Origin of the sequence: Streptomyces sp. RB17, from assembly GCF_009604455.1 — a bacterium.
Lineage (GTDB): Bacteria > Actinomycetota > Actinomycetes > Streptomycetales > Streptomycetaceae > Streptomyces.
Map to the genome: position 1 here is coordinate 344,645 of NZ_WEGL01000004.1, position 24,158 is coordinate 368,802.

Annotated in this window: 19 protein-coding genes and 2 pseudogenes; 10 read left to right on the forward strand and 11 right to left on the reverse strand. The window is 70.8% G+C overall.

The window, feature by feature from the left end; all coding sequences use genetic code 11:
* Positions 1–77 precede the first annotated feature (77 nt).
* The gene (locus tag SRB17_RS19505) at positions 78–872 is read left to right on the forward strand and encodes a carbon-nitrogen family hydrolase (protein ID WP_323375954.1); all 795 of its coding nucleotides are present in this window, start codon (positions 78–80) and stop codon (positions 870–872) included.
* A 34-nt stretch (positions 873–906) separates the two neighbouring features.
* On the opposite strand, the gene SRB17_RS19510 is transcribed toward SRB17_RS19505, so the two are convergent.
* Together SRB17_RS19510 and SRB17_RS19515 are read right to left on the reverse strand one after the other, a co-directional pair.
* A complete protein-coding gene (locus tag SRB17_RS19510; RefSeq protein ID WP_153540393.1) occupies positions 907–1,401 on the reverse strand; it encodes an LURP-one-related/scramblase family protein in 495 nt (164 codons plus the stop codon).
* Positions 1,398–2,429 carry a GlxA family transcriptional regulator gene (locus tag SRB17_RS19515; protein ID WP_153540395.1) on the reverse strand — a complete coding sequence of 344 codons (1,032 nt, stop codon included), beginning with the start codon at positions 2,427–2,429 and terminating at the stop codon, positions 1,398–1,400. The genes SRB17_RS19510 and SRB17_RS19515 overlap by 4 nt, the downstream gene beginning before the upstream one ends.
* 52 nt (positions 2,430–2,481) lie before the next feature.
* Between SRB17_RS19515 and SRB17_RS19520 the strand changes: the two genes are divergently transcribed.
* The 3 genes from SRB17_RS19520 to SRB17_RS19530 all read left to right on the forward strand — a co-directional run bounded on the left by SRB17_RS19520 (position 2,482) and on the right by SRB17_RS19530 (position 5,864).
* Positions 2,482–2,877 (forward strand): cupin domain-containing protein, encoded by a 396-nt coding sequence (locus SRB17_RS19520; protein ID WP_153540397.1) that lies wholly within the window; start codon positions 2,482–2,484, stop codon positions 2,875–2,877.
* A 168-nt stretch (positions 2,878–3,045) separates the two neighbouring features.
* Positions 3,046–3,885, forward strand: coding sequence for a calcium-binding protein (locus tag SRB17_RS19525; protein ID WP_153540399.1), 840 nt, complete (start codon positions 3,046–3,048; stop codon positions 3,883–3,885).
* Between the two features lie 155 nt (positions 3,886–4,040).
* Positions 4,041–5,864, forward strand: a complete 1,824-nt coding sequence (locus SRB17_RS19530; protein ID WP_153540401.1) for a thioredoxin-like domain-containing protein — start codon at positions 4,041–4,043, stop codon at positions 5,862–5,864.
* Between the two features lie 12 nt (positions 5,865–5,876).
* On the opposite strand, the gene SRB17_RS19535 is transcribed toward SRB17_RS19530, so the two are convergent.
* The 3 genes from SRB17_RS19535 to SRB17_RS19545 all read right to left on the reverse strand — a co-directional run bounded on the left by SRB17_RS19535 (position 5,877) and on the right by SRB17_RS19545 (position 9,456).
* Complete coding sequence (locus SRB17_RS19535; RefSeq protein ID WP_153540404.1) at positions 5,877–6,131, reverse strand: DUF6458 family protein; 255 nt, start codon at positions 6,129–6,131, stop codon at positions 5,877–5,879.
* A gap of 99 nt (positions 6,132–6,230) precedes the next feature.
* Positions 6,231–7,529, reverse strand: coding sequence for a M18 family aminopeptidase (locus SRB17_RS19540; RefSeq protein ID WP_153540406.1), 1,299 nt, complete (start codon positions 7,527–7,529; stop codon positions 6,231–6,233).
* A gap of 100 nt (positions 7,530–7,629) precedes the next feature.
* A complete protein-coding gene (locus SRB17_RS19545) occupies positions 7,630–9,456 on the reverse strand; it encodes an acyl-CoA dehydrogenase (protein ID WP_153541182.1) in 1,827 nt (608 codons plus the stop codon).
* Between the two features lie 419 nt (positions 9,457–9,875).
* Here SRB17_RS19545 and SRB17_RS19550 point away from each other — a divergent pair, with 419 nt between their 5' ends.
* The 3 genes from SRB17_RS19550 to SRB17_RS19560 all read left to right on the forward strand — a co-directional run bounded on the left by SRB17_RS19550 (position 9,876) and on the right by SRB17_RS19560 (position 11,921).
* Positions 9,876–10,343, forward strand: coding sequence for an SseB family protein (locus SRB17_RS19550; RefSeq protein WP_153540408.1), 468 nt, complete (start codon positions 9,876–9,878; stop codon positions 10,341–10,343).
* Between the two features lie 6 nt (positions 10,344–10,349).
* Positions 10,350–10,844: a hypothetical protein gene (locus SRB17_RS19555; RefSeq protein ID WP_153540410.1), complete on the forward strand. Its 495-nt coding sequence runs from the start codon at positions 10,350–10,352 to the stop codon at positions 10,842–10,844.
* A gap of 105 nt (positions 10,845–10,949) precedes the next feature.
* Entirely contained in the window at positions 10,950–11,921 is a 972-nt protein-coding gene (locus SRB17_RS19560; protein ID WP_153540412.1) for a pirin family protein, read from the forward strand.
* A 358-nt stretch (positions 11,922–12,279) separates the two neighbouring features.
* On the opposite strand, the gene SRB17_RS19565 is transcribed toward SRB17_RS19560, so the two are convergent.
* Entirely contained in the window at positions 12,280–12,915 is a 636-nt protein-coding gene (locus SRB17_RS19565) for a MerR family transcriptional regulator (RefSeq protein ID WP_153540414.1), read from the reverse strand.
* A 109-nt stretch (positions 12,916–13,024) separates the two neighbouring features.
* Between SRB17_RS19565 and SRB17_RS19570 the strand changes: the two are divergent.
* Positions 13,025–14,086, forward strand: a pseudogene (locus SRB17_RS19570) (AI-2E family transporter); the annotation flags it as partial.
* A gap of 461 nt (positions 14,087–14,547) precedes the next feature.
* On the opposite strand, the pseudogene SRB17_RS19575 reads toward SRB17_RS19570, so the two are convergent.
* Positions 14,548–16,677 (reverse strand): annotated as a pseudogene (locus tag SRB17_RS19575) (SpoIIE family protein phosphatase); the annotation flags it as partial.
* A 218-nt stretch (positions 16,678–16,895) separates the two neighbouring features.
* On the opposite strand from SRB17_RS19575, the gene aspS reads away from it, so the two are divergent.
* Positions 16,896–18,659 (forward strand): aspartate--tRNA ligase, encoded by a 1,764-nt coding sequence (gene aspS, locus SRB17_RS19580; RefSeq protein ID WP_153540416.1) that lies wholly within the window; start codon positions 16,896–16,898, stop codon positions 18,657–18,659.
* A gap of 14 nt (positions 18,660–18,673) precedes the next feature.
* Here aspS and SRB17_RS19585 read toward each other — a convergent pair whose 3' ends face one another.
* On the reverse strand, positions 18,674–19,381 hold the full coding sequence (locus tag SRB17_RS19585; protein WP_323375955.1) for a nucleotidyl transferase AbiEii/AbiGii toxin family protein: 708 nt from the start codon (positions 19,379–19,381) through the stop codon (positions 18,674–18,676).
* Between the two features lie 59 nt (positions 19,382–19,440).
* Complete coding sequence (locus SRB17_RS19590; RefSeq protein WP_153540418.1) at positions 19,441–20,358, reverse strand: hypothetical protein; 918 nt, start codon at positions 20,356–20,358, stop codon at positions 19,441–19,443.
* Between the two features lie 179 nt (positions 20,359–20,537).
* Here SRB17_RS19590 and SRB17_RS19595 point away from each other — a divergent pair, with 179 nt between their 5' ends.
* A complete protein-coding gene (locus tag SRB17_RS19595) occupies positions 20,538–20,885 on the forward strand; it encodes a DoxX family protein (RefSeq protein WP_153540420.1) in 348 nt (115 codons plus the stop codon).
* A gap of 61 nt (positions 20,886–20,946) precedes the next feature.
* On the opposite strand, the gene metG is transcribed toward SRB17_RS19595, so the two are convergent.
* Positions 20,947–22,671, reverse strand: a complete 1,725-nt coding sequence (gene metG / locus SRB17_RS19600) for a methionine--tRNA ligase (RefSeq protein WP_153540422.1) — start codon at positions 22,669–22,671, stop codon at positions 20,947–20,949.
* Between the two features lie 143 nt (positions 22,672–22,814).
* Positions 22,815–24,116 carry a VWA domain-containing protein gene (locus tag SRB17_RS19605; protein WP_153540424.1) on the reverse strand — a complete coding sequence of 434 codons (1,302 nt, stop codon included), beginning with the start codon at positions 24,114–24,116 and terminating at the stop codon, positions 22,815–22,817.
* Positions 24,117–24,158 lie beyond the last annotated feature (42 nt).

The window sequence follows — 24,158 nt, forward strand, 5'->3', positions numbered from 1 at the left end:
TTCAGGCACCCCGGCAGTGCTTTCGTGTGACGATCGTAGGCCTGTGTGGACGACTCGAATGCCAGGACGGTGGTAGTGTGCGCGCCTCGCTGATCCAGATCGCCGTGAACGAGGACGAATCGGTCGACTCCCGGCGGCAGCGGGTGGCCGCGCTGGTTCGGGAACAGGCTGGAGCCGACCTGGTCGTTCTGCCCGAGCTGTGGACCACGGGTGCCTTCGCCTACGAGGAGTTCGGCCGCGAGGCCGAGCCGCTCGAGGGGCCGACCTACGAGACGATGGCCAAGGCCGCGAGCGACGCGGGCGTGTGGCTGCACGCGGGGTCCATCCCGGAGCGGGACCCTGACGGTCCGCTCTACAACACCTCTCTCATCTTCTCCCCCTCCGGTGAGCCGGCCGCCGCCTACCGCAAGATCCATCGCTTCGGTTTCGACAAGGGCGAGGCCGTGCTGATGGGCGCCGGGCGGGACCTGGTGACGGTCCGGCTGCCCTGGACCACGCTCGGCGTGGCCACCTGCTACGACCTCCGTTTCCCCGAACTCTTCCGTTCCCTGGTCGACGCCGGCGCCGAGACGCTGGTGATCCCGGCGGGCTGGCCCGAGCGGCGACGCGCGCACTGGACGCTGCTGGCTCAGGCGCGGGCGGTGGAGAACCAGGCGTTCGTGCTCGCGTGTGGAACGGCCGGGACCCATGCGGGAGTTCCGCAGGCGGGTCACTCGATCGTGGTGGATCCGTGGGGCGAGGTGCTCGCCGAGGCGGGCCCGGACGAGGAGGTTCTCACCGTCGACTTCGACCCGGCGAAGGTGGCGGCCACCCGAGAGCAGTTCCCGGCGTTGAAGGACCGTGTGCTGGGCCTGGAACCGCCGCGGCGGTAGAGAGCCTCCTTCACGCGGCGGTAGAGAGCCCCCTTCAATCGTCCTCCCGCTCCTTCTGCGCCAGGTGGATCACGCACACCGCCACGGCGATGAGCAGTGCCGGGTCGGCGTCCTCGCGGACGATGTCGACGCCGTAGGTGTCCCGCAGGCGCAGCCAGCGGCGGGAGATGACCGCGAGGAGTTCGCCGTCGTACTCGATGGCGAACTCGTGGTCGAGGATCTTGCCGCTGACGTCCAGCACCGTGCCGTCGGCCAGGGACACCCGGTAGTGGTTGCGCAGCAGGGACAGCCGTTTGCGCTTGATGGTGGCCAGGCCCTCGCCGTCCCGCTCGATCACCATGGTGTCGCGCAGCGCCAGCATCTTCTGGTGGATGTCGATCAGCACGCGCCCGTGGGCGTCCTTCAGCTGGAAGGTGTCCCGCAGCCGCATGGCCTTGCCGTCGACGAGGAAGACCTTCCGGCCGTGCTCGTCCTCGATCCAGTAGTCGTCGCCGATGCCGAGCAGCCGGTCGTGTACGAGAAGTCTCATGCGGGTACCGTTCCCCGCCGCGGCGCGATCATCACGGAGCCGGAAGAGGGCGACCGCGGCCCGAAGCGCCTGCGGTAGTCCGACGGGCTCAGCCCCGTCTCCCGGCGCAGCCGCGCCCGCAGGTTGGCCGCCGTACCCAGGCCGCTGCGGGCCGCGACGACGTCCAGGCGCTCCTCGCCCCGCTCGATCAGCCGGCAGGCCAGCGCCACCCGCTCCCCGGTGAGCCAGGCCAGCGGGGTCGTGCCCAGTTGGGCGCGGAAGCGGCGGTGCAGGGTGGCGGGGCTGACGGCCGCGCGGGCGGCGAGGTCCGCCACGGTCAGCGGCTCGCCGAGCCGTTCCTGCGCCCAGGCCAGCAGCGGGCCGAGCGACTCGTCGGGCACGTCGGGCACCGGACGCTCCACGAACTGCCGCTGGCCGCCGTCGCGGTGGGCGGCGAAGACCAGGCGCCGGGAGACGGCGTTGGCGAGTTCGGCGCCGTGGTCGCGGCGCCAGAGGTGCAGTCCGAGGTCGAGCGCGGCCGCGCTGCCGGAGGCGGTGAGGACGTCACCCTCGTCGACGAACAGCACGTCCGGCTCCAGCAGCACCCGGGGATGCAGGTCCCGGAAGGTGTCCGCCCACATCCAGTGGGTCGTGGCCCGGCGCCCGTCGAGCAGCCCGGCCTCGGCGAGGGCGAAACTGCCCGTACAGAAGCTGACGATGCGCGCCCCGCGCGCGTGGGCGCGCCGGATGGCGTCGAGGACGTCGGCGCCGCGCGGTACGACGTTGTCGGGGCGGCCCGGTACGACGAGGGTGTCGGCCTCGTCCACCGCGTCCAGGCCGGGCACGCCGGTGAGGGTGAAGAAGCCGTGGTTCATCCGGATCCGCGAGGCCGGCGCGCACAGTGTCACCGCGTACAGCGGTCCCGGAAAGCCCAGTTCGGGTCTGGGCAGCCCGAACAGCTCCGTCGCGACACCCACCTCGAAGGGGTTGGTGCCCTCGTCCACGATCACGACGACCCGGTGCGGCGACTGAGAGGATCCTTGCGGCATATGCGATTCCTAGCACTCGTGGGGCCGTACCGGAACCCCGCACGATGACCTCATGGAACCCAAGGAACCGATCTCCCTGGACAAGGCGCTCGCCTCCTTCGCCGACTGCTGGAGCCCGCGCATCGTCGCCACCGTCAACGACTACGACGTCCGGATCGCCAAGTTCGAGGGCGAGCACGTCTGGCACGTGCACGAGGACACCGACGAGTTCTTCCTGGTCCTCGACGGCGAGGTGCACCTGGGCCTGCGCGAGCCCGCCGGTGAGCGCACGGTCGTGCTGACCAGGGGCTCGGTGTTCACCGTCCCGCGCGGCACCTTTCACAAGCCGGCCGCGCCCCGCCGCGCCGAGGTCCTGCTCTTCGAGCCCAGCGGCACGCTCTCCGTCGGCGACCGGCACGAGGAGGTCCCCGGCCATGTGGACGTGACCACGGGCCACGCGCTGACCTGACCGGTCACGGCCGCCGACCTGACCGGTCACTGGAATCCACCGTACCGAGGGGTGTCGTACGGGTGAACATCCTCTTCGAGTAAGGGAGTTGGCCAACCAATGGCGGTGCCTCCGAGTCGGACGTCGAGTAAGGGCACCACTCCCCACGCTCCTCCCGGAGGACCCGTCATGACCCGCATGCCCTCGGCACGTGCCTTCGCCCTGGCGCTCGGCGCTGCCCTGGCCGTACCGCTCACGTTCGCCGGTACGGCCGGCGCGGCCACGCCCTCGGCCACCGCCGCGGTCAACCAGTACGACTGGCAGCTCACCTACAAGGCCGCCCCCGGCCAGACCAACAAGGCCACCGTCACCGCGTCCCTCACCGCGGACCGCACCGGCATCGCCTATGTGATCGACGACGTCGTCCCCATCAAGGCGGGCCACGACTGCGCCCACCCCGACGGCAAGGACCGCACCAAGGTCTCCTGCACGGTCACCCTCGTGGACAGCCAGGACCCCTACGCCGCCCTGATCGCGGACCTCGGCGACCGCAACGACACGCTCGCCTACGACAACCGCACCGGCCAGGTCTACTCCTACGCCCAGATCTCGCTGGGCGCGGGCAACGACCACGCCACCGACTCCGGCCGCCTGGACGGCGCCTACGTCTCCGGTGACGCCGGCGACGACACCCTCACCGTCGGCGCGGAGGGCCTGGCCTGGGGCGGTGACGGCAACGACACGATCGACGCGAGCGGCGGTGACAACATCGTCCAGGGCGGCAAGGGCGACGACGCGCTGCACGGCGGCTCCGGCGCCCAGTACCTGTCCGGCGACGACGGCAAGGACACCATCACCGGCGGAACCGGCGACGACACCCTGTACGGCGGCACGGGCAACGACGTCCTGTACGGCAACAGCGGGAACGACAAGCTGTACGGCAACAGCGGCAACGACAAGCTGTACGGCGGCCCCGGTCGGGACACGCTCTCCGGCGGCCCCGGCACGGATGTGATCCACCAGGACTGAGCGGCTTCACGACGTACACCGGCTTTACGACGTACACCCGGCTTCACGACCGAGCGCGACTTTTCCACAGGCGTCCGAGCCGGTCCGGCCGGTCGGCGGGGGTTGTCCACAGGCGCCCGGAACGGCTGTCGGAGTCGGGTGGCACTCTTGGAGCCATGACCGACTCCGCATCCCGACGCGCCCGCATCCGCGCCCCCGAGCTGATCGGCAAGGGCGGCTGGCTGAACACGGGCGACAAGCAGTACACCCTCGCCGACCTGCGCGGACGCATCGTCGTCCTGGACTTCTGGACCTTCTGCTGCATCAACTGCCTGCATGTCCTGGACGAGCTGCGCGAGCTGGAGGAGAAGCACCGGGACACGGTGGTGATCATCGGCGTGCACTCCCCGAAGTTCGTGCACGAGGCCGAGCACCAGGCGGTCGTGGACGCGGTGGAGCGGTACGGGGTCGAACATCCGGTGCTGGACGACCCGGAGCTCGCCACCTGGAAGCAGTACGCGGTGCGCGCCTGGCCGACCCTCGTCGTGATCGACCCGGAGGGGTACGTCGTCGCCCAGCACGCGGGCGAGGGGCATGCGCACGCCATCGAGCGCCTGGTCGAGGAGCTGGAGGCGGAGCACGAGGCGAAGGGCACCCTGCGCCGCGGCGACGGTCCGTACGTGCCGCCGGAGCCCGAGCCGACGACCCTGCGCTTCCCCGGCAAGGCGCTGCTGCTTCCGTCGGGGAACTTCCTGGTCAGCGACACCACCCGGCACCAGCTGGTGGAGCTGGCCGAGGACGCCGAGAGCGTCGTGCGGCGCATCGGCTCCGGCACGCGCGGGTTCGCGGACGGCGTCACGGAGCAGGCGTCCTTCAACGAGCCGCAGGGTCTCGCGCTCCTCGATGACGGCTCGGTGGTCGTGGCCGACACCGTCAACCACGCCCTGCGCCGCCTCGACCCGGCCACGGGCGCGGTGACCACCCTGGCCGGCACCGGCAGGCAGTGGTGGCAGGGGTCGGCGACCTCCGGCCCGGCCCGCGAGGTGGACCTCTCCTCCCCCTGGGACGTGGCGGTCTTCGGCGGCACGGTGTGGATCGCCATGGCGGGCGTCCACCAGCTGTGGACGTACGACCCCGCGGCGGGCACGGTCGCCGTGGCGGCGGGCACCACCAATGAGGGCCTGGTCGACGGCCCCGGCGCCGAGGCCTGGTTCGCCCAGCCCTCGGGTCTCGCGGCGACCGCCGAGCGGCTCTGGCTCGCCGACTCCGAGACGAGCGCCCTGCGCTGGGTGGACCTGGACGGGCACGTCCACACGGCGGTCGGCAGCGGCCTGTTCGACTTCGGCCACCGGGACGGCGCCGCCGGCCAGGCCCTGCTCCAGCACCCGCTGGGCGTCACCGCCCTGCCCGACGGCTCGGTCGCGGTCGCCGACACCTACAACCACGCCCTGCGCCGCTACGACCCGGCGACCGGCGAGGTCACGACGCTGGCCACCGACCTGCGCGAGCCCAGCGACGCCGTGCTCGTCGGCGAGGACATCGTGGTCGTGGAGTCGGCCAGGCACCGGCTGACCCGGCTGCGGCTGCCCGAGGAGGCGGTGCGGGTGGAATCGGTCGCCCACCGCACCCAGCGCGCGGCGACCGAGGTCGCCCCCGGCAGACTCCGGCTGGACGTCGTGTTCCAGGCCCCGGCGGGCCAGAAGCTGGACACCAGATACGGCCCCTCGACCCGCCTGCTGGTCTCCTCGACCCCGCCCGAGCTGCTGCTCAAGGGCGAGGGCGCGGACACGGACCTGAGTCGTGACCTGGAGCTGAACCCGGAGGTCACGGAGGGCGTCCTGCACGTCTCCGCGATGGCCGCGAGCTGCGACGACGATCCGTCTGGGGGAGAATACCCCGCCTGCCACGTCCACCAGCAGGACTGGGGCGTCCCGGTCCGTCTCACCGAGGGTGCGGCGGACCGCCTGCCGCTCGTCCTGGCGGGGATGGACGAGCAGTAGGCAGACGGTACGTCAGATGCCGTAACCGTCGCTGTAGCCGTCGACGCTGTGACGGTGGTGGTGGGGGTCTTCCTCCACCACCGGAGTCGGTGGCATCACGACGCGGCGGCGCCGTGCGATGCCGCTGAAGGTCGCCACCCCGATCAGCCCCACGGCCATCAGGATCAGGCCGACGACCGTGAGGTTGACGCCGTGCATGTGCCAGTCGGTCGCGAACGTGAGGATGGCCCCCACGGCGATGAGGATGATGCATCCTCCGAGCCCCATGAGAAGTCGCCTCCCCTTTCGGTTCCGGAATCTCCGGAGCCGTCCGGGTACCCGGTGCGGTCGCGCCTAGCCCTCGGCCGGCCCAAGACCGGCCTTCGACTAGCCCTCCAGAAACGCGGTCAGGGCGTTCGCCAGCAGGAACGGGTCGTCGGCGCCGCACAGTTCACGCACGCTGTGCATGGAGAGGAGCGCCACGCCGATGTCCACGGTCCGGATGCCGTGCCGGGCCGCCGTGATCGGGCCGATGGTGGTGCCGCAGGGCATGGAGTTGTTGGAGACGAACGACTGGAAGGGCACGTCCGCCTTCTCGCAGGCCGCGGCGAACACCGCGCGGCCCGAACCGTCCGTGGCGTAGCGGTTGTTGACGTTGACCTTGAGGATCGGACCGCCGTTGACCCGGGGGTGGTGCGTGGGGTCGTGCCGCTCCGCGTAGTTGGGGTGGACGGCGTGGCCCGTGTCGGAGGACAGGCAGACGGTGGCGGCGAAGGCCCGGGCCCGGTCCTCGTACGAGCCGCCGCGCGCGAAGACCGAGCGCTCCAGGACGGATCCGAGCAGCGGGCCGTCCGCGCCGGTGTCCGACTGGGAGCCGTTCTCCTCGTGGTCGAAGGCGGCCAGCACGGGGATGCGGGTGAGCGGGGCGCCGGAGGCCGCGACAGCGGCCAGGGCGGCGGCACCCGCGTGCACCGACAGCAGGTTGTCCATGCGCGGACCGGCCACCAGCTCCCGGTCCCGGCCGAGGTAGGCCGGGGGTTCCACCGGGTGCGTCATCAGGTCCCAGCCGGTGACCGAGCCGGCCGCGAGCCCCGCCTCATGCTCCAGGAAGGCGATCAGATCGCCGTCGCCGACGTCGTCGCCGAGGCCCCAGACCGGCTGCAGATGACGCTGCTTGTCGAGCTTGAGCCCCTCGGTGCTGACCGAGCGGTCCAGGTGGATGGCGAGCTGGGGCACGCGCAGCAGCGGCCGGTCCACGTTGACCAGGACCGAGGAGCCGTCCCGCAGGCTCAGCCGGCCGGCCAGGCCCAGGTCGCGGTCCAGCCAGGAGTTCATCAGCGGGCCGCCGTAGATCTCGACGGCGACCTGGCGCCAGCCGTGCGCCCCGCTGTCCGGCCGCGGCTTGATCCGCAGGTTCGGGGAGTCGGTGTGCGCGCCGACGATGTGGAACGGCGTGTGCGGCTCGGCGCCCTCCGGGACGTACCAGGCCACGATCGCGCCGCCGCGCAGCACGTACTTGCCGCCGCTCGAGGAGTCCCAGGCGTCCGTCTCGGCGACCTGCCTGAAGCCCGCCTTCTCCAGCCGCTCGGCGGTGTTCGCCACGGCGTGGTACGGCGACGGGCTCGCCGCCAGGAAGGACATGAGGTCGTCGGTGTGGCCGCGGTCGAAGCGGGCTGGTGCGCTCATGGGTTCACCTTAACGACGTGCACGGGCCCGCTCCCGGAAAGGGAGCGGGCCCGCACACGGAATCCTCATGTACCTGTCGGAACGAATCCGCACGTACCTTCTAGAACGCGGCCTCGTCCAGTTCCATCAGGTCCAGCTCCACTCCGGAGGCGACCTTGCGGGCGAGGGTGACGCCCGGCAGGACGTTCGCCGCGAAGAACTTCGCGGCGGCGATCTTGCCGGTGTAGAACGCCTTGTCCTTGGCGGAGGCCGTGGCGAGCTTCTCGGCGGCGATCGCGGCGCCCTTGAGCAGCAGGTAGCCGACGACGACGTCACCGGAGGCCATGAGCAGGCGGGTGGTGTTCAGGCCCACCTTGTAGATGTTCTTGGTGTCCTGCTCGGTGGCGGCGAGGTCGGTCAGCATCAGGCCGACGATCGCCTCCAGCTCCACGGCCGCCTTGGCCAGGTGCTCACGGGCGCCCGCCAGCTCCTCGCCGCCGGTGCCGAGCGCCAGGAACTTCTTGATGTCCTCGGCGAGGGAGTTCAGCGCGGCGCCCTGGTTGCGGACGATCTTCCGGAAGAAGAAGTCCTGGCCCTGGATCGCGGTGGTGCCCTCGTACAGGGTGTCGATCTTGGAGTCCCGGATGTACTGCTCGATCGGGTACTCCTGCAGGAAGCCGGAGCCGCCGAAGGTCTGCAGCGACTGGGCGAGCTGCTCGTAGCCCTTCTCGGAGCCGTAGCCCTTGACGATGGGCAGCAGCAGGTCGTTCAGCGCGTGCTCGGCGGAGGCGTCCTCACCGGCCGCCTCCTTGATCTGGATGGCGTCCTGGACGGAGGCGGTGTGCAGCACCAGGGCGCGCATGCCCTCCGCGTACGCCTTCTGCGTCATCAGCGAGCGGCGCACGTCCGGGTGGTGGGTGATGGTGACCTTGGGCGCGGACTTGTCCATGAACTGCGCCAGGTCGGGGCCCTGGACGCGCTCCTTGGCGTACTCCAGCGCGTTCAGGTAGCCGGTGGACAGCGTGGAGATCGCCTTCGTGCCGACCATCATGCGGGCGAACTCGATGATGCGGAACATCTGGCGGATGCCGTCGTGCTTGTCGCCGATGAGCCAGCCCTTGGCGGGGTGCTGGTCGCCGAAGGTCATCTCGCAGGTGTTGGAGGCCTTCAGGCCCATCTTGTGCTCGACGTTGGTGGCGTAGACGCCGTTGCGCTCGCCCAGCTCGCCGGTCTCGAAGTCGAACTCGTACTTCGGGACGAGGAAGAGGGAGAGGCCCTTGGTGCCCGGACCGGCGCCTTCCGGCCGCGCGAGCACGTAGTGGAGGATGTTCTCGGACATGTCGTGCTCGCCGGAGGTGATGAAGCGCTTCACGCCCTCGATGTGCCAGGAGCCGTCCGCCTGCTGGATCGCCTTGGTGCGGCCGGCGCCCACGTCGGAGCCCGCGTCGGGCTCGGTGAGCACCATCGTGGAGCCCCACTGCTTCTCCACGGCGATCTTGGCTATGTGCTTCTGGACCTCGTTGCCCTCCTCGAAGAGGATGCCGGCGAACGCCGGGCCCGAGGAGTACATCCACACGGCCGGGTTGGCGCCCAGGATCAGCTCGGCGTAGGCCCAGATCAGGGAGCGCGGCGAGGTGGTGCCGCCGATCTCCTCGGGCAGGCCGAGCCGCCAGTACTCGGAGTCCATGAAGGCCTGGTAGCTCTTCTTGAAGGACGCCGGGACCGGCGCGGTGTTGGTCTGGGGGTCGAAGACCGGCGGGTTGCGGTCGGCGTCGGCGAAGGATTCGGCCAGCTCGTTCTCCGAGAGGCGGGTCAGCTCCTCCAGGACGCTCTTGGCGGTGTCGACGTCCATCTCCTCGAACGGGCCGGTGCCGTACACCTTGTCGCGCCCCAGTACTTCGAAGAGGTTGAACTCGATGTCGCGGAGATTCGGCTTGTAGTGCCCCATGGCGACGGCTCCGTAGAGGGATCGGCGAGGCACTGACTCCTCGCACCTAGTTCACGTACCAACAAGTAGCTCCGATGATGCTACCCGCCGGTAATAAGAAGCAACCCCTGCCCGGGCAAGTGTGAGAAGGGTCTACTCGCCGCGCTGGTGAACAGGGCCGCCACCGGTCCGTGTGCTCGACGAAAGGCAGGCGACCGCCCGGTATCCCCACCAGCCGGGCGCCCCGTATCCCCTTCGCCAGGGCGTGCGCGAGCAGGAACCGTCCGGTGGCCGCCATCACGTCAGCAGGCTCGTCCAGTTCGAGGGGCCGGTCGCTCGCGGGCCCGCGCCCGTACCCCGGTGGTCGGGCCGATCGCCCGGTACCGGGCCGTCAACTCGTCGTCACCCTCTCCGCCCCCGTCCCTCGGTACTCTTGCGCCATGTACGGCTACGACCAGAACGTTGGCGCTCAGCAGCAGTACGCCCAGCCGCAGCAGCCGGGCGGTGTCGGCGGGTACGGCCAGCAGCCGCCGCTCTACCCGGAGCCGTCCCCGCCCTCCCTCGCGGACGCGGTGCGCGCCTTCACCACCGGGCAGATGTCCGCCGAGGACTTCCAGCAGACCTTCGCCACGTCGAAGGTGTACTGCCCGCGCGGCGACACCCCCGGCTTCCTCGCCCTGCACAACACCCAGCAGCCGGTGATCCCGATGTTCACCTCGCTCAAGGAACTGCGCCGGTACGCGGGCAAGGAGTCCAAGTACTTCGTGATCACCGGCGCCGAGGTGATCGACCTGCTGCCCACCGGCTACGGCTTCGTCCTGGACATGGAGGGCGAGCACCGGATGGTCTTCGACGCGAAGGCGGTCGAGCAGATGGTCGACTTCGCCATGCGTCGGATGTACGGCTAGCCGCCGTTGTCGCGCAGGGGGTGGGCCGGCGCGGGCGTCGTCGCGCTGACGTCGGGTGTGCTGGGGGTGGCCGGCGGGGTGGCGCCCGTCGGGATGTGGCTCTTCGCCCTCGCCGTGGGCGCTGTCGGCTGGTGGTCCGCCCGGGCCGGCTGCCGGCTGGTGGGGGCCGTCGTGGTGCTGCGCCGGCGGGGGACCGTGGCGGAGGGGCGGCTGGAGTCGTCCCGTGTGGAGAGCGTCGAGGACGCTCTGGTGACGCGGCATGTCTACTCCTACACCGACCTGAGCGGGGAGCGGCGCACATGCACGGGTACCGACACGCGCGGCACCCCGTGGGCGCCGATCCTGTACGACCCCGCGGACCCCGACGGAACCAGCCAGGTCGGCACCCGCACCGCCGGGATGTTCGTCCTCGGCGCCGTTCTGCTGCTGATGTTCGGGATTCCGGTGCTGGGCGGCTGCGCGATGGCGGCCGGACTCGCCGTCTCCATCGCCTTCGCGTGACGTCCGCTCCTCGGGGCCCGGAGGGAATTCCCTCCGGGCTCGTTCCGTTGGGACTGGCAGAAAGTTCAACGCTCAACTAAAGTGAGCGCACAAGGAGGTCCGACCATGCCTGCAGTGACCGTCGAGAACCCGTTGACGCTGCCCCGCGTGACCGCTCCCGCCGACGCCGTGGCGCGTCCGGTGCTGGCGGTCGCCAACGCCCCGAGCGGGTTCGAGGGCGAGGGCTTCCCGGTGCGCCGGGCGTTCGCGGGGATCCACTACCGCCACCTCGACCCGTTCATCATGATGGACCAGATGGGCGAGGTGGAGTACGCGCCGGGCGAGCCCAAGGGCACCCCCTGGCACCCGCACCGCGGCTTCGAGACCGTCACCTACATCATCGACGGCGTCTTCGACCACCAGGACTCCCAGGGCGGTGGGGGCACCATCACCAATGGCGACACCCAGTGGATGACGGCAGGGTCGGGCCTCCTCCACATCGAGGCGCCGCCGGAGTCCCTGGTCGTGTCCGGCGGCCTCTTCCACGGCCTGCAACTGTGGGTGAACCTCCCGGCCAAGGACAAGATGATGGCCCCGCGCTACCAGGACATCCGCGGCGGCAGCGTCCAGCTGCTGACGACCCCGGACGGCGGTGCGCTGCTGCGCGTCATCGCGGGCGAGCTGGACGGCCACCAGGGTCCCGGCATCACGCACACCCCGATCACCATGATCCACGCGACCGTCGCCCCGGGCGCCGAGGTCACCCTGCCCTGGCGGGAGGACTTCAACGGCCTGGCCTACGTCCTCGCGGGCCGCGGCAGCGTCGGTACGGAGCGCCGGCCGATCCACCTCGGCCAGACCGCCGTGTTCGGCGCCGGCTCCTCGCTGACCGTCCGCGCGGACGAGAAGCAGGACTCCCACACGCCGGACCTGGAGATCGTGCTGCTCGGCGGACAGCCCATCCGTGAGCCCATGGCGCACTACGGGCCGTTCGTCATGAACACCAAGGAAGAGCTCATGCAGGCGTTCGAGGACTTCCAGAAGGGACGGCTGGGGACGATTCCGGCGGTCCACGGGATGTCCGCGGACGGTATGTGACCGGGGACAGGCCGTGGACCCCGGGGTCCACGGCCTGTCTCTGTTCACAACGAGGTGACCTGCGCAGAGAGGTCACCTTCAGGGAGAGGTCACCAGCACAGCGAGCTGATCGTGTGGGTGTCGCATACGTGGGATCCGCCCTCCCCCGCAGAAGCTGCGGGGGCCGCAAGAACGGTGAGAAGCGCGGCGGCGAAGAACGCGGCAATGCGTCGCATGGTGAACGATTCCTTCCTGAGTTCTCCGGCAAGACGGGTGTCTTGGGGAATGCCCTCAGGCTTGCGTGGATCGTCACAGGCTGCATCTCGAACGCACACACGGAGTGAACCGACCGCCGGCCGTGACCCCGGTCTGCTTCGCCTCACAGGGGAGGCGCGGGCATCCTGGCCGAGGCGTCCTCCTGAGCGATGCGGCGCAGCGCGGCCATCGCGGCGTCGCCCAGCACCGTGCCCAGCACCACCGCCTCGACCCTGCCGTCCACGGTCGGTACCCGGGCCACGGCGGCCAGTTCCGCTCCGGCGAGCCGGCCGGCCGCCGAGGCGTACTCGTCGAGCAGCGCCAGCAGGTCCTCCCGGTCCAGGTCGCGGTACGTCACGACGAGCTGCACCAGCGCCGCCCGGCCGGGGTTCTCCGGTGTGACCCGCCAGCCGTGCCGGCGCACCAGCTCGGCCACCTCCGCCTCGGCCCGCTCGCGGTCCTGCGGGGTGCCCCGTTCCGCGGCGCTCCGGCTGACGGCGGGCCGGGCGGCGCCGAGCATCCCGTGGACGGTTTGGTCCGGCGCGTCCATCCGGGCGAGCACCTGTCCGACCGTGGTCACGGACATGCCGCCGACCTCCAGCATCGCCCGGATCAGCTTGAGCCTGCGGACGTGGGAGTCGTCGTACCGGGCCTGGTTGGGGCTGGTGCGCGCACCGGGCGGCAGCAGGCCCTCCCGCGTGTAGTACTTGATCGTCGGAACCGGAACTCCCGTGCGCCCCGCCAGCTCTCCGATACGCATGCGGCGAGGATATGAGCCCCCACCAGCCCCGGCCCGCCGCAGCCGCGCACCTCACCCGCCCGGCCCCGCGCGGCAGGACACCCGTCGGCGGCCATGATCCGCTGGACGCGTGCAGCTGTTGCCCGAACCCGTTCGACGCCTCGCCGCCTGGTGCGCAGTGCTGCTGCTCGTCGCCGGGGTGGGATGGGTCGGGGTGCGGCTGTGCGGGGAGTTGCGTACGGCCGTCACACCGGTGCTGCTCGCCCTGCTCGGCACCGCGCTGCTCGGCCCGTTGCACCGGCGGCTGGTGCGGACCGGGGTGCAGGCGTCGGTGGCGGCCGGGCTCACGTGTGTCGCCGTGGTGGCCGTTGTCGGCGGTGCCGTGTACATCGTCGTCGCCGCGCTCATCGACACCGGCGACCAGATCATCGCCTCGCTGCGGAGCGCCGCCAAGGGTGTCTCACAGCATTTCGGGGCGGCCGGCACCGGGCTCGACGACCTTGCCGTGAACGCGCGCAAGCTGCTGAGCAGGTTCGGGGGCACGGCCGCGTCCAACGTCATCAGCGGGGTCAGCGTCGTCGGCGAGTCCATCGCGATGGCCGTGCTCGCCCTGCTGCTCGTCTTCTTCTTCCTGCGCGACTCCCACCGGGCCGTGGAGATCCTGCGGGCCGTCGCGCCCGGCGGCACCGCCGACACCCTGGAGGCCGTCGCGCGGCGCGCCTTCGAGGCGGTCGAGGGGTTCATGCGCGGTACGACCCTCATCGCGCTCATCGACGCCGTGTGCATCACCGTCGGCCTGCTGATCCTCCAGGTGCCCGGCGCGGTCGGGCTCGGCGCGCTCGTCTTCGTCGGCGCCTACATCCCCTATCTCGGCGCCTTCATCTCCGGCGCGGTGGCCGTCCTGGTCGCCCTGGCCGACCGCGGCTTCGTCATCGCGCTGTGGGCGCTCGGGGTCGTCCTCGCCGTGCAGGTGCTGGAGGGGCATGTGCTGCAGCCGGTCATCCAGAGCCGGACCGTGCAGATGCACCCCGCCGTGGTGATGGTCGCCATCACCGCCGGGGCGTCCGTCGCGGGCATCCTCGGGATGCTGCTCGCGGTCCCGCTCACCGCGGCCGCCTTCGGGGTCGTACACGAGCTGCGGACGCGTTACGCAGCGCCCTCCGACTCATCGGCGTCCAGCTCAGCGGCCTCCGCCGCCTCGCCCTCCAGCGCGCCACCCGCCAACTCACCGCCGCCCGGCGCGTCGCCCGCCAGTGCGCCGCCTTCCGCCGAGCGCCCTGCGGATGCGCCGCCTTCTGCCGAGGGCCCTGCGGATGCGTCGCCTTCTGCCGAGGGCCCTGCGGATGCGTCGCCTTCTGCCGAGGGCCCTGCGGATGCGCCGCCCTCCGGCGAGCGCCGCTCGGATGCGCCACCCTCCGGCGCGCGTCCATCCACCGCGCCGCCTACTGCCGCGTCCCCCGAGTCGCCTCCGGCCGCAACCCCGGAGTCGGCGCCCGCCGAGCCTCCCGAGTCGCCTCCGGCCGCAACCCCGGAGTCGCCGCCCGCCGAGCCTCCCGAGTCACCTCCGGCCGCAACCCCGGAGTCGCCGCCCGCCGAGCCTCCCGAGTCACCTCCGGCCGCGTCCCCCGGGTCGCCCCCCGACAGACCGCCCGCCGCGCCCCCGGACGCGCCGCCCGACGCCGCCCCCGGCTCGTAGAGTTCGAACCAGATGCTCTTGCCCTCGCCCCGTGGGTTCACCCCCCAGGCGTCCGCGAGCAGCTCGATCAGCATCAGGCCGCGGCCGGAGGAGGCCAGTTCGCCGGGGCGGCGCCGGTGCGGCAGGTCGTCGCCCGCGTCGGTGACCTCCACCCGCAGACCGCGCGCGCCGGTCTCGCCGGTCACCTCGGCGAGCAGCAGCGCGTCGGTGTCGGTGTGGACGAGGACGTTGGTGACCATCTCGGAGACCAGCAGCACCGCCGAGTCGATCTGCTCGGGGGAGGCCCAGTCGTGCAGCAGCTCGCGCAGGTGCCGACGGGCCTCGGCGATCCGGTCCGGCTCGTCCTGCGCCACCGACAGCAGGGTGCGCCGTATCGCGGGCCGTATGGCGCCGTCCAACGGCCGGCCCAGCAGCACCAGCGCGATGTCGTCCTCGCGGCGGTCGGCCAGGGGACCGGTGGTGTGGTGCGAGGACGGTCCGTGCACGCCCTGCACCAGCGCGTCGGCCAGGGACTCCAGATCGACCCCGTCGTCGTCCCCCGGGTGGGCCTCGAGGATCGCGCGCAGCCGGTGCCAGCCGCTGTCCAGGTCGTGCCCGCCGGTCTCGATCAGGCCGTCGGTGCAGAGCATCAGCGTCTCGCCGGGCTGCAGGGCGAACCGGGTCGTCGGATAGTCCGCGTCCGGGTCCACGCCCAGCGGCACCCCGCCCGCCGTCGGCCGCATCATCACCGTGCCGTCGGCCATCCGGATCGCCGGGTCCGGGTGCCCGGCGCGGGCGATCTCCAGCATCCCGGTCGCCGGGTCGGCCTCCACGTACACGCAGGTCGCGAAGCGGATGTCGGTCATCTGGTCGTCGTGGGTGATGCCGTGCAGGAAGCGGGCGGCGCGGGAGAGCACGGCGTCCGGACGGTGCCCCTCGGAGGCGTAGGCGCGCAGGGCGATGCGCAGCTGGCCCATGAGGCCCGCGGCGCGTACGTCATGGCCCTGGACGTCGCCCAAGGCCAGCGCGAAGCGGCCGGAGGGCAGCGGGATCATGTCGTACCAGTCGCCGCCGACCTGGAGTCCGCCGCCGGTCGGGATGTACCGGGCGGCGACCTGTATGCCGGGGATCTCCGGGAGGAGCGAGGGGAGCATGGAGCGCTGCAGGCCCTCCGTGAGCTCCCGCTCCGACTCGGTGGCCTCCGCCCGGGACAGCGCCTGGGCGAGCATCCGGGCCACCGTCGCCAGCACGGCCCGCTCGTCCGGCGTGAACGCCACCGGATAGGCGAAGCCCGCCATCCAGGCGCCCATCGTCCGTCCGGCCACCGTCAGCGGCAGGAAGGCCCATGAGCGGCGGCCGAAGGGCTGGGCGAGCGGCCAGGTCGCCGGGTAGCGCTCCTTGTACTCCGCGGGCGAGGACAGATACACCGCGCGGCCCGTGCGGACGACCTCGGCCGCCGGATAGTGCGTGGTCAGCGGCATGTCGGAGAAAGGGTTCATGTCGCCGGGCTGGTGGCCGTGCTCGCCGGTGATCGTCAGCCGGTCGCCCTCCACCCCGAACACCACGAGCCCGTCCGGGGAGAAGCCCGGCATCGACAGGCCGCCGGCCACCCGCAGTACCTCCGCGGTGGACTGTGCCTCCGCCAGCGCCCGGCCCGCGTCCAGCAGGAACGCCTCCCGCGAGCGCCGCCAGTCGCCGGTGACCGCGCTGCGCGCGGCCCGGGTGCCCGGGGTGGGCTCGGTGACCTCCTGGAGGGTGCCGATCAGCTCGTACGCCCGCCGCTCGGGGTCGAAGGACGGCTTGGACCGGCTGCGGACGACCCGCAGGACGTTCCCCTGCTCGTCCATGATCCGGATGCGCACCTCGGCGAGCGTGCCCTCGTCGACCGCCAGCGGGATCACCCCGGTGATCTCGTTCCAGTCCTCCGGGTGCAGCCGGGCCCGGGTCTGGACCTCCGTGAGGGTGGTCGGCTCCGCGGGCAGCCCGAGCAGCCGCGCCGCCTCCGCGTCCACGGTGACCAGTTGGGCGGCTGTGTCCCAGTGCCACAGCCCGGTCGCGAGGGCGGCGAGGACGTCTCCGACGGACGGAAGGGGCTCGCCTGTGCGCATTCGCCCACTTTAGGAATGTCTGACCGATAACTGCCACCGTAGGAAAGGAGAATCCCGCCCCCTTCGGACTCGGAGGATCCTCCAGTGCGGCGCGGGAAAAGGTGGGGAGCCGATCTTGGGGTGCCCGGTACCCTTGATGGGTCCGGGCCCCGTGCCCGTTCTCGCCGGGGAGAGCACCCCTCCCCCGCAGACCCACACACGAAGGACGATGAACGACGATGCATCGGTACAGGTCCCACACCTGCGGCCAGCTCCGCGCCTCTGACGTCGGCACCGACGTCCGGCTGAGTGGCTGGCTGCACAATCGGCGCGACCTGGGCGGCATCCTCTTCATCGATCTGCGCGATCACTACGGCATCACGCAGCTGGTGGCCCGCCCCGGCACGCCGGCGTACGAGGCCCTGGACAAGGTCTCCAAGGAGTCCACGGTCCGCGTCGACGGCCGCGTTGTTTCACGTGGAACCGAGAACATCAACCCCGACCTGCCCACCGGCGAGATCGAGGTCGAGGTGTCCGAGGTCGAGCTGCTGGGCGCCGCCGCGCCGCTGCCGTTCACGATCAACACCGAGGACGGCGTCAACGAGGAGCGGCGCCTGGAGTACCGCTTCCTGGACCTGCGCCGCGAGCGCATGCACCGCAACATCATGCTGCGTACGGCGGTCATCTCGGCCATGCGCCAGAAGATGTCGGCGATGGGCTTCAACGAGATGGCGACGCCGATCCTGTCCGCCACCTCCCCCGAGGGCGCTCGCGACTATGTGGTCCCCTCCCGCGTTCACCCCGGCAGGTTCTACGCGCTGCCGCAGGCGCCGCAGCAGTTCAAGCAGCTGCTGATGATCTCCGGCTTCGACCGCTACTTCCAGATCGCGCCCTGCTTCCGCGACGAGGACGCCCGCGCCGACCGTTCGCCGGGCGAGTTCTACCAGCTCGACATCGAGATGAGCTTCGTCGAGCAGGAGGACATCTTCCAGCCGGTCGAGAAGCTCATGACCGAGCTGTTCGAGGAGTTCGGCAACGGCCGCCATGTCACGTCTCCCTTCCCGCGCATCCCGTTCCGCGAGGCGATGCTGAAGTACGGCTCCGACAAGCCGGACCTGCGCGCCAAGCTGGAGCTGGTCGACATCACCGATGTCTTCGAGGGCTCGGAGTTCAAGGCGTTCGCCGGCAAGCACGTGCGCGCGCTGCCCGTCCCGGCCGTCCAGGACCAGCCGCGCAAGTTCTTCGACCAGCTCGGCGACTTCGCCGTCTCGCTCGGCGCGAAGGGCCTGGCCTGGGTCCGCGTGGGCGAGGACGGATCCCTCTCCGGCCCGATCGCGAAGTTCCTCACCGAGGACAACGTCGCCGAGCTGACCAAGCGCCTGTCCCTGGCCCCCGGCCACGCGGTCTTCTTCGGCGCGGGCGAGTTCGACGAGGTCTCCAAGATCATGGGCGCGGTGCGGGTGGAGGCGGCTCGCCGCGCCGGCCACTTCGAGGAGGGCGTGTTCCGCTTCTGCTGGATCGTCGACTTCCCGATGTACGAGAAGGACGAGGAGACCGGCGCGATCGACTTCTCGCACAACCCCTTCTCCATGCCGCAGGGCGGCCTGGAGGCCCTGCAGACCCAGGACCCGCTGGACATCCTGGGCTGGCAGTACGACATCGTCTGCAACGGTGTCGAGCTGTCCTCCGGCGCCATCCGGAACCATGAGCCGGAGATCATGCTCAAGGCCTTCGAGATCGCGGGCTACGACCGCGAGACCGTCGAGGAGAAGTTCGCGGGCATGCTCCGCGCGTTCCGCTTCGGCGCCCCGCCGCACGGCGGCATCGCCCCCGGCGTGGACCGCATCGTCATGCTCCTCGCGGACGAGCCCAACATCCGCGAGACGATCGCCTTCCCGCTCAACGGCAACGCCCAGGACCTGATGATGGGCGCCCCCACCGAGCTGGAGGAGGCCCGCCTGCGCGAGCTGCACCTGAACATCAGGAAGCCGCAGCCGAAGTAGTACGGCGCCGTTCGTCAGTCCCCCGCGTCGGGGCCGGAGTCCGTGTCCGGCTCGACGTCGGGGGACGCGCCGTCTTCCAGGAGGCGCTCGGCGATGTCGTCGGACCAGCGCTGGGCCCAGGCGCGCAAGGCCATGACCTGTTCCTCCGCCAGCCCGTACCGGAGGAAGTCCGCGTCGGAGTAGAAGTCCGTGCCCGTCAGCCGGGACTGCAGGGTCGGCAGGTCGAACGGGTCATGGGCGTGTCGACGGCCCAGCTCCTCCAGATCCGGCAGGGAGAACCGGGCCGCGGCGGCCCGCGCGTCGATCAGGTCGACGGCCGCGCCCCGGTCGTACAGCGCCCGGATCTTCGTACCGACGGCGTCCTCCAGGGAGAGGGCCGGCCCGTACTCGGTGAGCGCCGGCGGCTGCCAGAAGGCCTCCTTGTGCAGCGCGAGGGCGCAGGGCTCACCGGTCGGCGGATCGGTGACGGTCAGCTGGGCGGTGAGTGCGTCGGCGGTCCCGAGCCGCACCTGCCGGCCGCGGGCCTCCAGGGCCGCGTCGACGGCACCGGCGATCCGGTCCAGGCCCTCGGAACTCTCCGTGGCGAAATCGAGGTTGGCGTGCGGGCGTTGCAGCAGCCCGTGCGCCTGGAGGGCGTATCCGCCGGCGAGGACCAGCCCGTACGGGCCGCCAGCCGTGACGACATCGGCGAGGAGGCGCCGGTGGGGTTCGGGAAGGTTCACGACACCGGTACTTTGCCAGACCGGGGGCGTGCGGCACGGCTGCCCCGCCCCCGGTTCACTCAGGCCGACGCCGCGTCCGTGTCCTCCGGCCCCTCGGCGAAGAGGTCGTGCACGCACTGCACGTGAGGCGTCCGGTCCAGCCAGCGGTTGAGGAGCTCCAAGTCGGTGCAGCCGGCGATGCGTTCACGGGCCTCCTCGGGGACGGGGATGCCGCGCGCCGCCAGGAAGCGGAGGATGGCCTTGGCCTCGCCCTCGGCCTCGCCCTCGGCTTTGCCCTCAAGGTAGACCTCTTCCAGCATGGTGCCCCGGCCGGGGAAGAAGTTGGTGAAACCCATCAGCTCTCTCCATGTCTCGCGGGCCGGAGTGTCCCCCAGGCCGATCTCCAACAGGCCGCCGAGGTGCTGGGCGGTCTGGCTGTCCTCCATTGCTTTCAGAGCGTCGGCCGTGGCCTCCAGTATGGCCGGGGCCTCTGGATCCCGGCCATGTGTGATGGCCGAGAACACCGCCATCGCGGGGTCCCTGGCTGCTGTGCGCTGGTCGGTGATCTTCGGTACGTTGTCCGGGCCCAGGACCAGGGGATGTGTGCTGTGGGTGGTCCAGCCGCGGACCTCGCAGGTGAACGGCCCGGTCGCCCAGCGCGCGGTGCGCCGGTCCGTGCAGGTGACGAGCAGCAGTACCGGCAGGCAGAACTTCTCCCGCAAGTACGCCACGTAGTACGGCCAGCTCGTCGTCTTGCGCTCGTCGCGCTTCAGCTGCGTCTCGATGGCGAGCAGGAAATGGTCCCCGTCGGACGGTTCGACGCGCAGGACGGTGTCCGCTCGTCTCTCCAGGGGCTGGATCTCCGTCACGTCGGCGCTGAGGACCGCCACCGATGCCTTGGCGGACATCGGGACTCCTAAGAGATCGAAGACCGGGGTGAGGATCTCCGGCCGGTCCTGGAAGATCCGGTGGGAGGCCTCGTGGGTGGATGTGACCATGTGCGCAACTTATGAGCGGCGAAAGGCCGGTTGAGCGGTGATGCGGATGCGTTCAGTCATTCGAGTGAGGCAGAAACGTTCTTCGTTCGCGAAGATCTTTTGAGGTGCTGTCACACTCCTCCCGCGCCGCGGTGTCAGAGAGATGTCCGACTCCGATCGCGTCCCTCCGGGAGCCTCTCATGCACATCGCCCACATCGTCGTCACCCTGCTCGCCGCGCTGATGGCCGGGTTCTCCGGGGCCGTGCTGCTCATGCGGGCCGACTGGATCGTGAAGGCCCTGACCGACTACCGGGTGCCGCAGTCGTGGTGGACCCTGCTCGGCGTGGCCAAGGCCGCCGGGGCCGTGGGGCTGGTGGTCGGGCTGTTCGTGCCGGTGATCGGGGTGCTGGCCGGGATCGGGCTGGTGGTCTACTTCCTCGGGGCCGCCGTCACCGTGGCGCGGGCCCGCTGGTACTCCCACATCCCGTTCCCGCTCGTCTACGCCGCACCGGTCGTCGGCGCGCTCGTCCTCGGCCACGCCTCTTGACTCATGCGAAAGGGCGCCGAGCATGTGCTCGGCGCCCCGTCCGCGGATCATTCCGGCCGGCTCAGCCTTCCTCGCCGCCGAAGCGCTCCTTGTACGCCGCCAGGTCCTCGTCGGTCAGCTTGGCGAACAGCACCGGCGGGACCGTGAAGGGGGTGCCGGCGGGGACCGAGGTCAGGGACTTGGCCTCGGCCTCGGTGATCCAGGCGGCCGTGTCGTCCGGCAGGTCGAAGGCGCCGCGCATCACCTTCGCCGTCGCCGGGATCAGCGGCTCGGAGACCACCGCGTACAGGTGGATCAGGTTCATAGCCGTACGCAGGGTGAGGGCCGCGGCGTCCTTGTCGGTCTTGATCTGCAGCCAGGGGGCCTTCTCCTCCAGGTAGGAGTTGCCCGCCGACCACAGGGCGCGCAGGGCCGCGGCGGCCTTGCGGAACTGCAGGGTCTCCATGTGGCCCTCGTACTCGGCGAGGAGTTCGGCGATCTGCTCACCGAGCTTGGCCTCGGCCTCGCCGGGGGTGCCGCCCGCGGGGACCTCCTCGCCGAAGCGCTTCTTCGAGAAGGACAGCACGCGGTTGACGAAGTTGCCGAGGGTGTCGGCGAGGTCCTTGTTGACCGTGGCGGTGAAGTGCTCCCAGGTGAAGGACGAGTCGTCCGACTCGGGGGCGTTGGCGATGAGGAAGTAGCGCCAGTAGTCGGCCGGGAGGATGTCCAGGGCCTGGTCGGTGAAGACACCGCGCTTCTGGCTGGTGGAGAACTTGCCGCCGTAGTACGTCAGCCAGTTGAAGGCCTTGACGTAGTCCACCTTCTTCCACGGCTCGCGCACGCCCAGCTCGGTGGCCGGGAACATCACCGTGTGGAAGGGGACGTTGTCCTTCGCCATGAACTCGGTGTAGCGGACGGGGTTCTCACCGGAGTCCGCGTCGTACCACCACGACTTCCAGTCCCGGTTCTCCGGGTCCTGGTCGGCCCACTCCTTCGTCGCGCCGATGTACTCGATCGGCGCGTCGAACCAGACGTAGAAGACCTTGCCCTCGGCGGCCAGCTCCGGCCAGGTGTCGGCCGGGACCGGGACGCCCCAGTCCAGGTCACGGGTGATCGCGCGGTCGTGCAGGCCCTCGGTCAGCCACTTGTGGGCGATGGAGGAGGCGAGCTGCGGCCAGTCCTTGTCGTGCCGGGCCACCCACTCGCGGACCTCGTTCTCCAGCTTCGACTGGAGGAGGAAGAGGTGCTTGGTCTCGCGGACCTCCAGGTCGGTGGAGCCGGAGATCGCCGAGCGCGGGTTGATCAGGTCGGTCGGGTCCAGCACGCGGGTGCAGTTCTCGCACTGGTCGCCGCGGGCCTTGTCGTAGCCGCAGTGGGGGCAGGTGCCCTCGACATAGCGGTCGGGCAGGAAACGGCCGTCGGCGGGGCTGTAGACCTGGCGGATCGCCCGCTCCTCGATGAATCCGTTCTCGTTCAGCTTGCGGGCGAAGTGCTGGGTGATCTCGCGGTTCTCCGGGGAGGAGCTGCGGCCGAAGTAGTCGAAGGCGAGCTGGAAGCCGTCGTAGACCGCCTTCTGCGCGTCGTGCGCCTGGGCGCAGAACTGGTCGACCGGCAGGCCCTGCTCCTTCGCGGCCAGCTCGGCCGGGGTGCCGTGTTCGTCGGTGGCGCAGATGTACAGGACGTCGTGGCCGCGCTGGCGCAGGTACCGGGAGTACACGTCCGCCGGGAGCATGGACCCCACCATGTTGCCCAGGTGCTTGATCCCGTTGATGTACGGAAGGGCGCTGGTGATGAGGTGTCGAGCCATCGTGGCTGCTCCCAGGTCGCTGCTTTTCTGCGGTTTCGAACCTTGAAATCGTAGCCGACATGGGTGGGCCGCCCGCTTCCCGTTTTGCAGGGTGGGAAGCGTGCGGCCCGGTGTCACTGAGTGTGACGGTCCGTGGTGGTCCGTTACGGGCGCCAGGCGGCGAGGACGCCCTCGTACAGCTCGGTGTCCGTCAGCTCGCGGGGGGTGGGGCCCGCGTGGAAGAAGGACGTGTTGTCGGACTTCACCTTGCGGAGGTAGTCGAAGGCCTTGTTGTCGTGCTCTCCGAAGGCGACGAAGGAGAAGAAGACGGCGGGATGGGACTGCGCGGCTTCGGTCAGGGCCTGGGTGGCGGGGGTCTTCGCGTCCGGGGCGCCGTCGGTCTGGAAGACGACGAGGGCGGGGGTGGCGGGGGTGGCGTCCTTCTCGTACGCGTCGTAGTGGGCGAGTACGGCCGCTACGGCGGCGTGGTAGCTGGTACGGCCCATGCGGCCGAGGCCGGCGTGGACGTCGTCGATCTTCGTCTCGTGGTCCGGGGTGAGGGTGAGGTCGGTGGTGCCGTCGATCTCCGTGGAGAAGAAGACGGTGTGGACCGTGGCCTCGGGGTCCAGGTGGGCGGCGAGGGCGAGGGTCTGGTCGGCGAGGGCCTGGGCGGAGCCGTCCTTGTAGTACGGCCGCATGCTCGCGGAGCGGTCGAGCACGAGGTAGACCTTCGCTCGGGTGCCGGTGAGGTCGGTCTTCTTCAGGGTGGTGGTGGCGGCCTTGTAGGCGGTGGCGAGGGAGGGGGTGCGGGACTTGACCTTGGCGAGGGTGGTGGCGGGGCTCTTCTTGTCCGCCTCGGCTTCGCCTTCGGCGGGGATGTCGCTCCCACCCGCACCATCTGTGCGGGTCTCGTCGTCGGCTGCGGTCGCCTCCGGCGTGGGGGCCGGTGCGTCGTTCGCCTCGGCTTGGCCTTCGGCGTCGGTGTTCCCGCTCGGACCATCTGTGCGGGTCTCGTCGTCGGCTGCCGGTGGCCCCTGTGGGGCGTCCTCGCCGTCGGCGGCTTGCGGGGCCGTCGTCTCGTCGGACGGTACGGCGGTCTCCTCCGTCACCGACACCGCCTCGACGACCTCCCGCACCTCAGCCTCCGGTTCGGCCTGTTCCTGAGCCTCTGTCGGCTCCGTGACCTCCGGCTCGGCCTCTTCCTTTGCCTCTGCCCTCTCCAAGGGGAGAATGTCCGGCTCGCCTTCCGCCGGGTGGGGGACCTTTACGTTGTTGAAGGCCGCTGCCACCAGGTCGTGCTCCCCGGGGGAGGAGCGGCGGGGCTCCGGGACGGTGGGGTCGGCCGCCGGGGCCGTGGGCTGGAGGGTTTCCGGTTGCGCCGGCAGGCGGTCCGCACCCTCTGCCTCGGTGGCTCGTCCCTTGCGGGCGCGGCTGAATGCGTTCCGCAGGAGAGTGAGAATGCCCATGTGTGCAACCCTTCGCGTGAGTTGATCCACGTCGATCCCTGG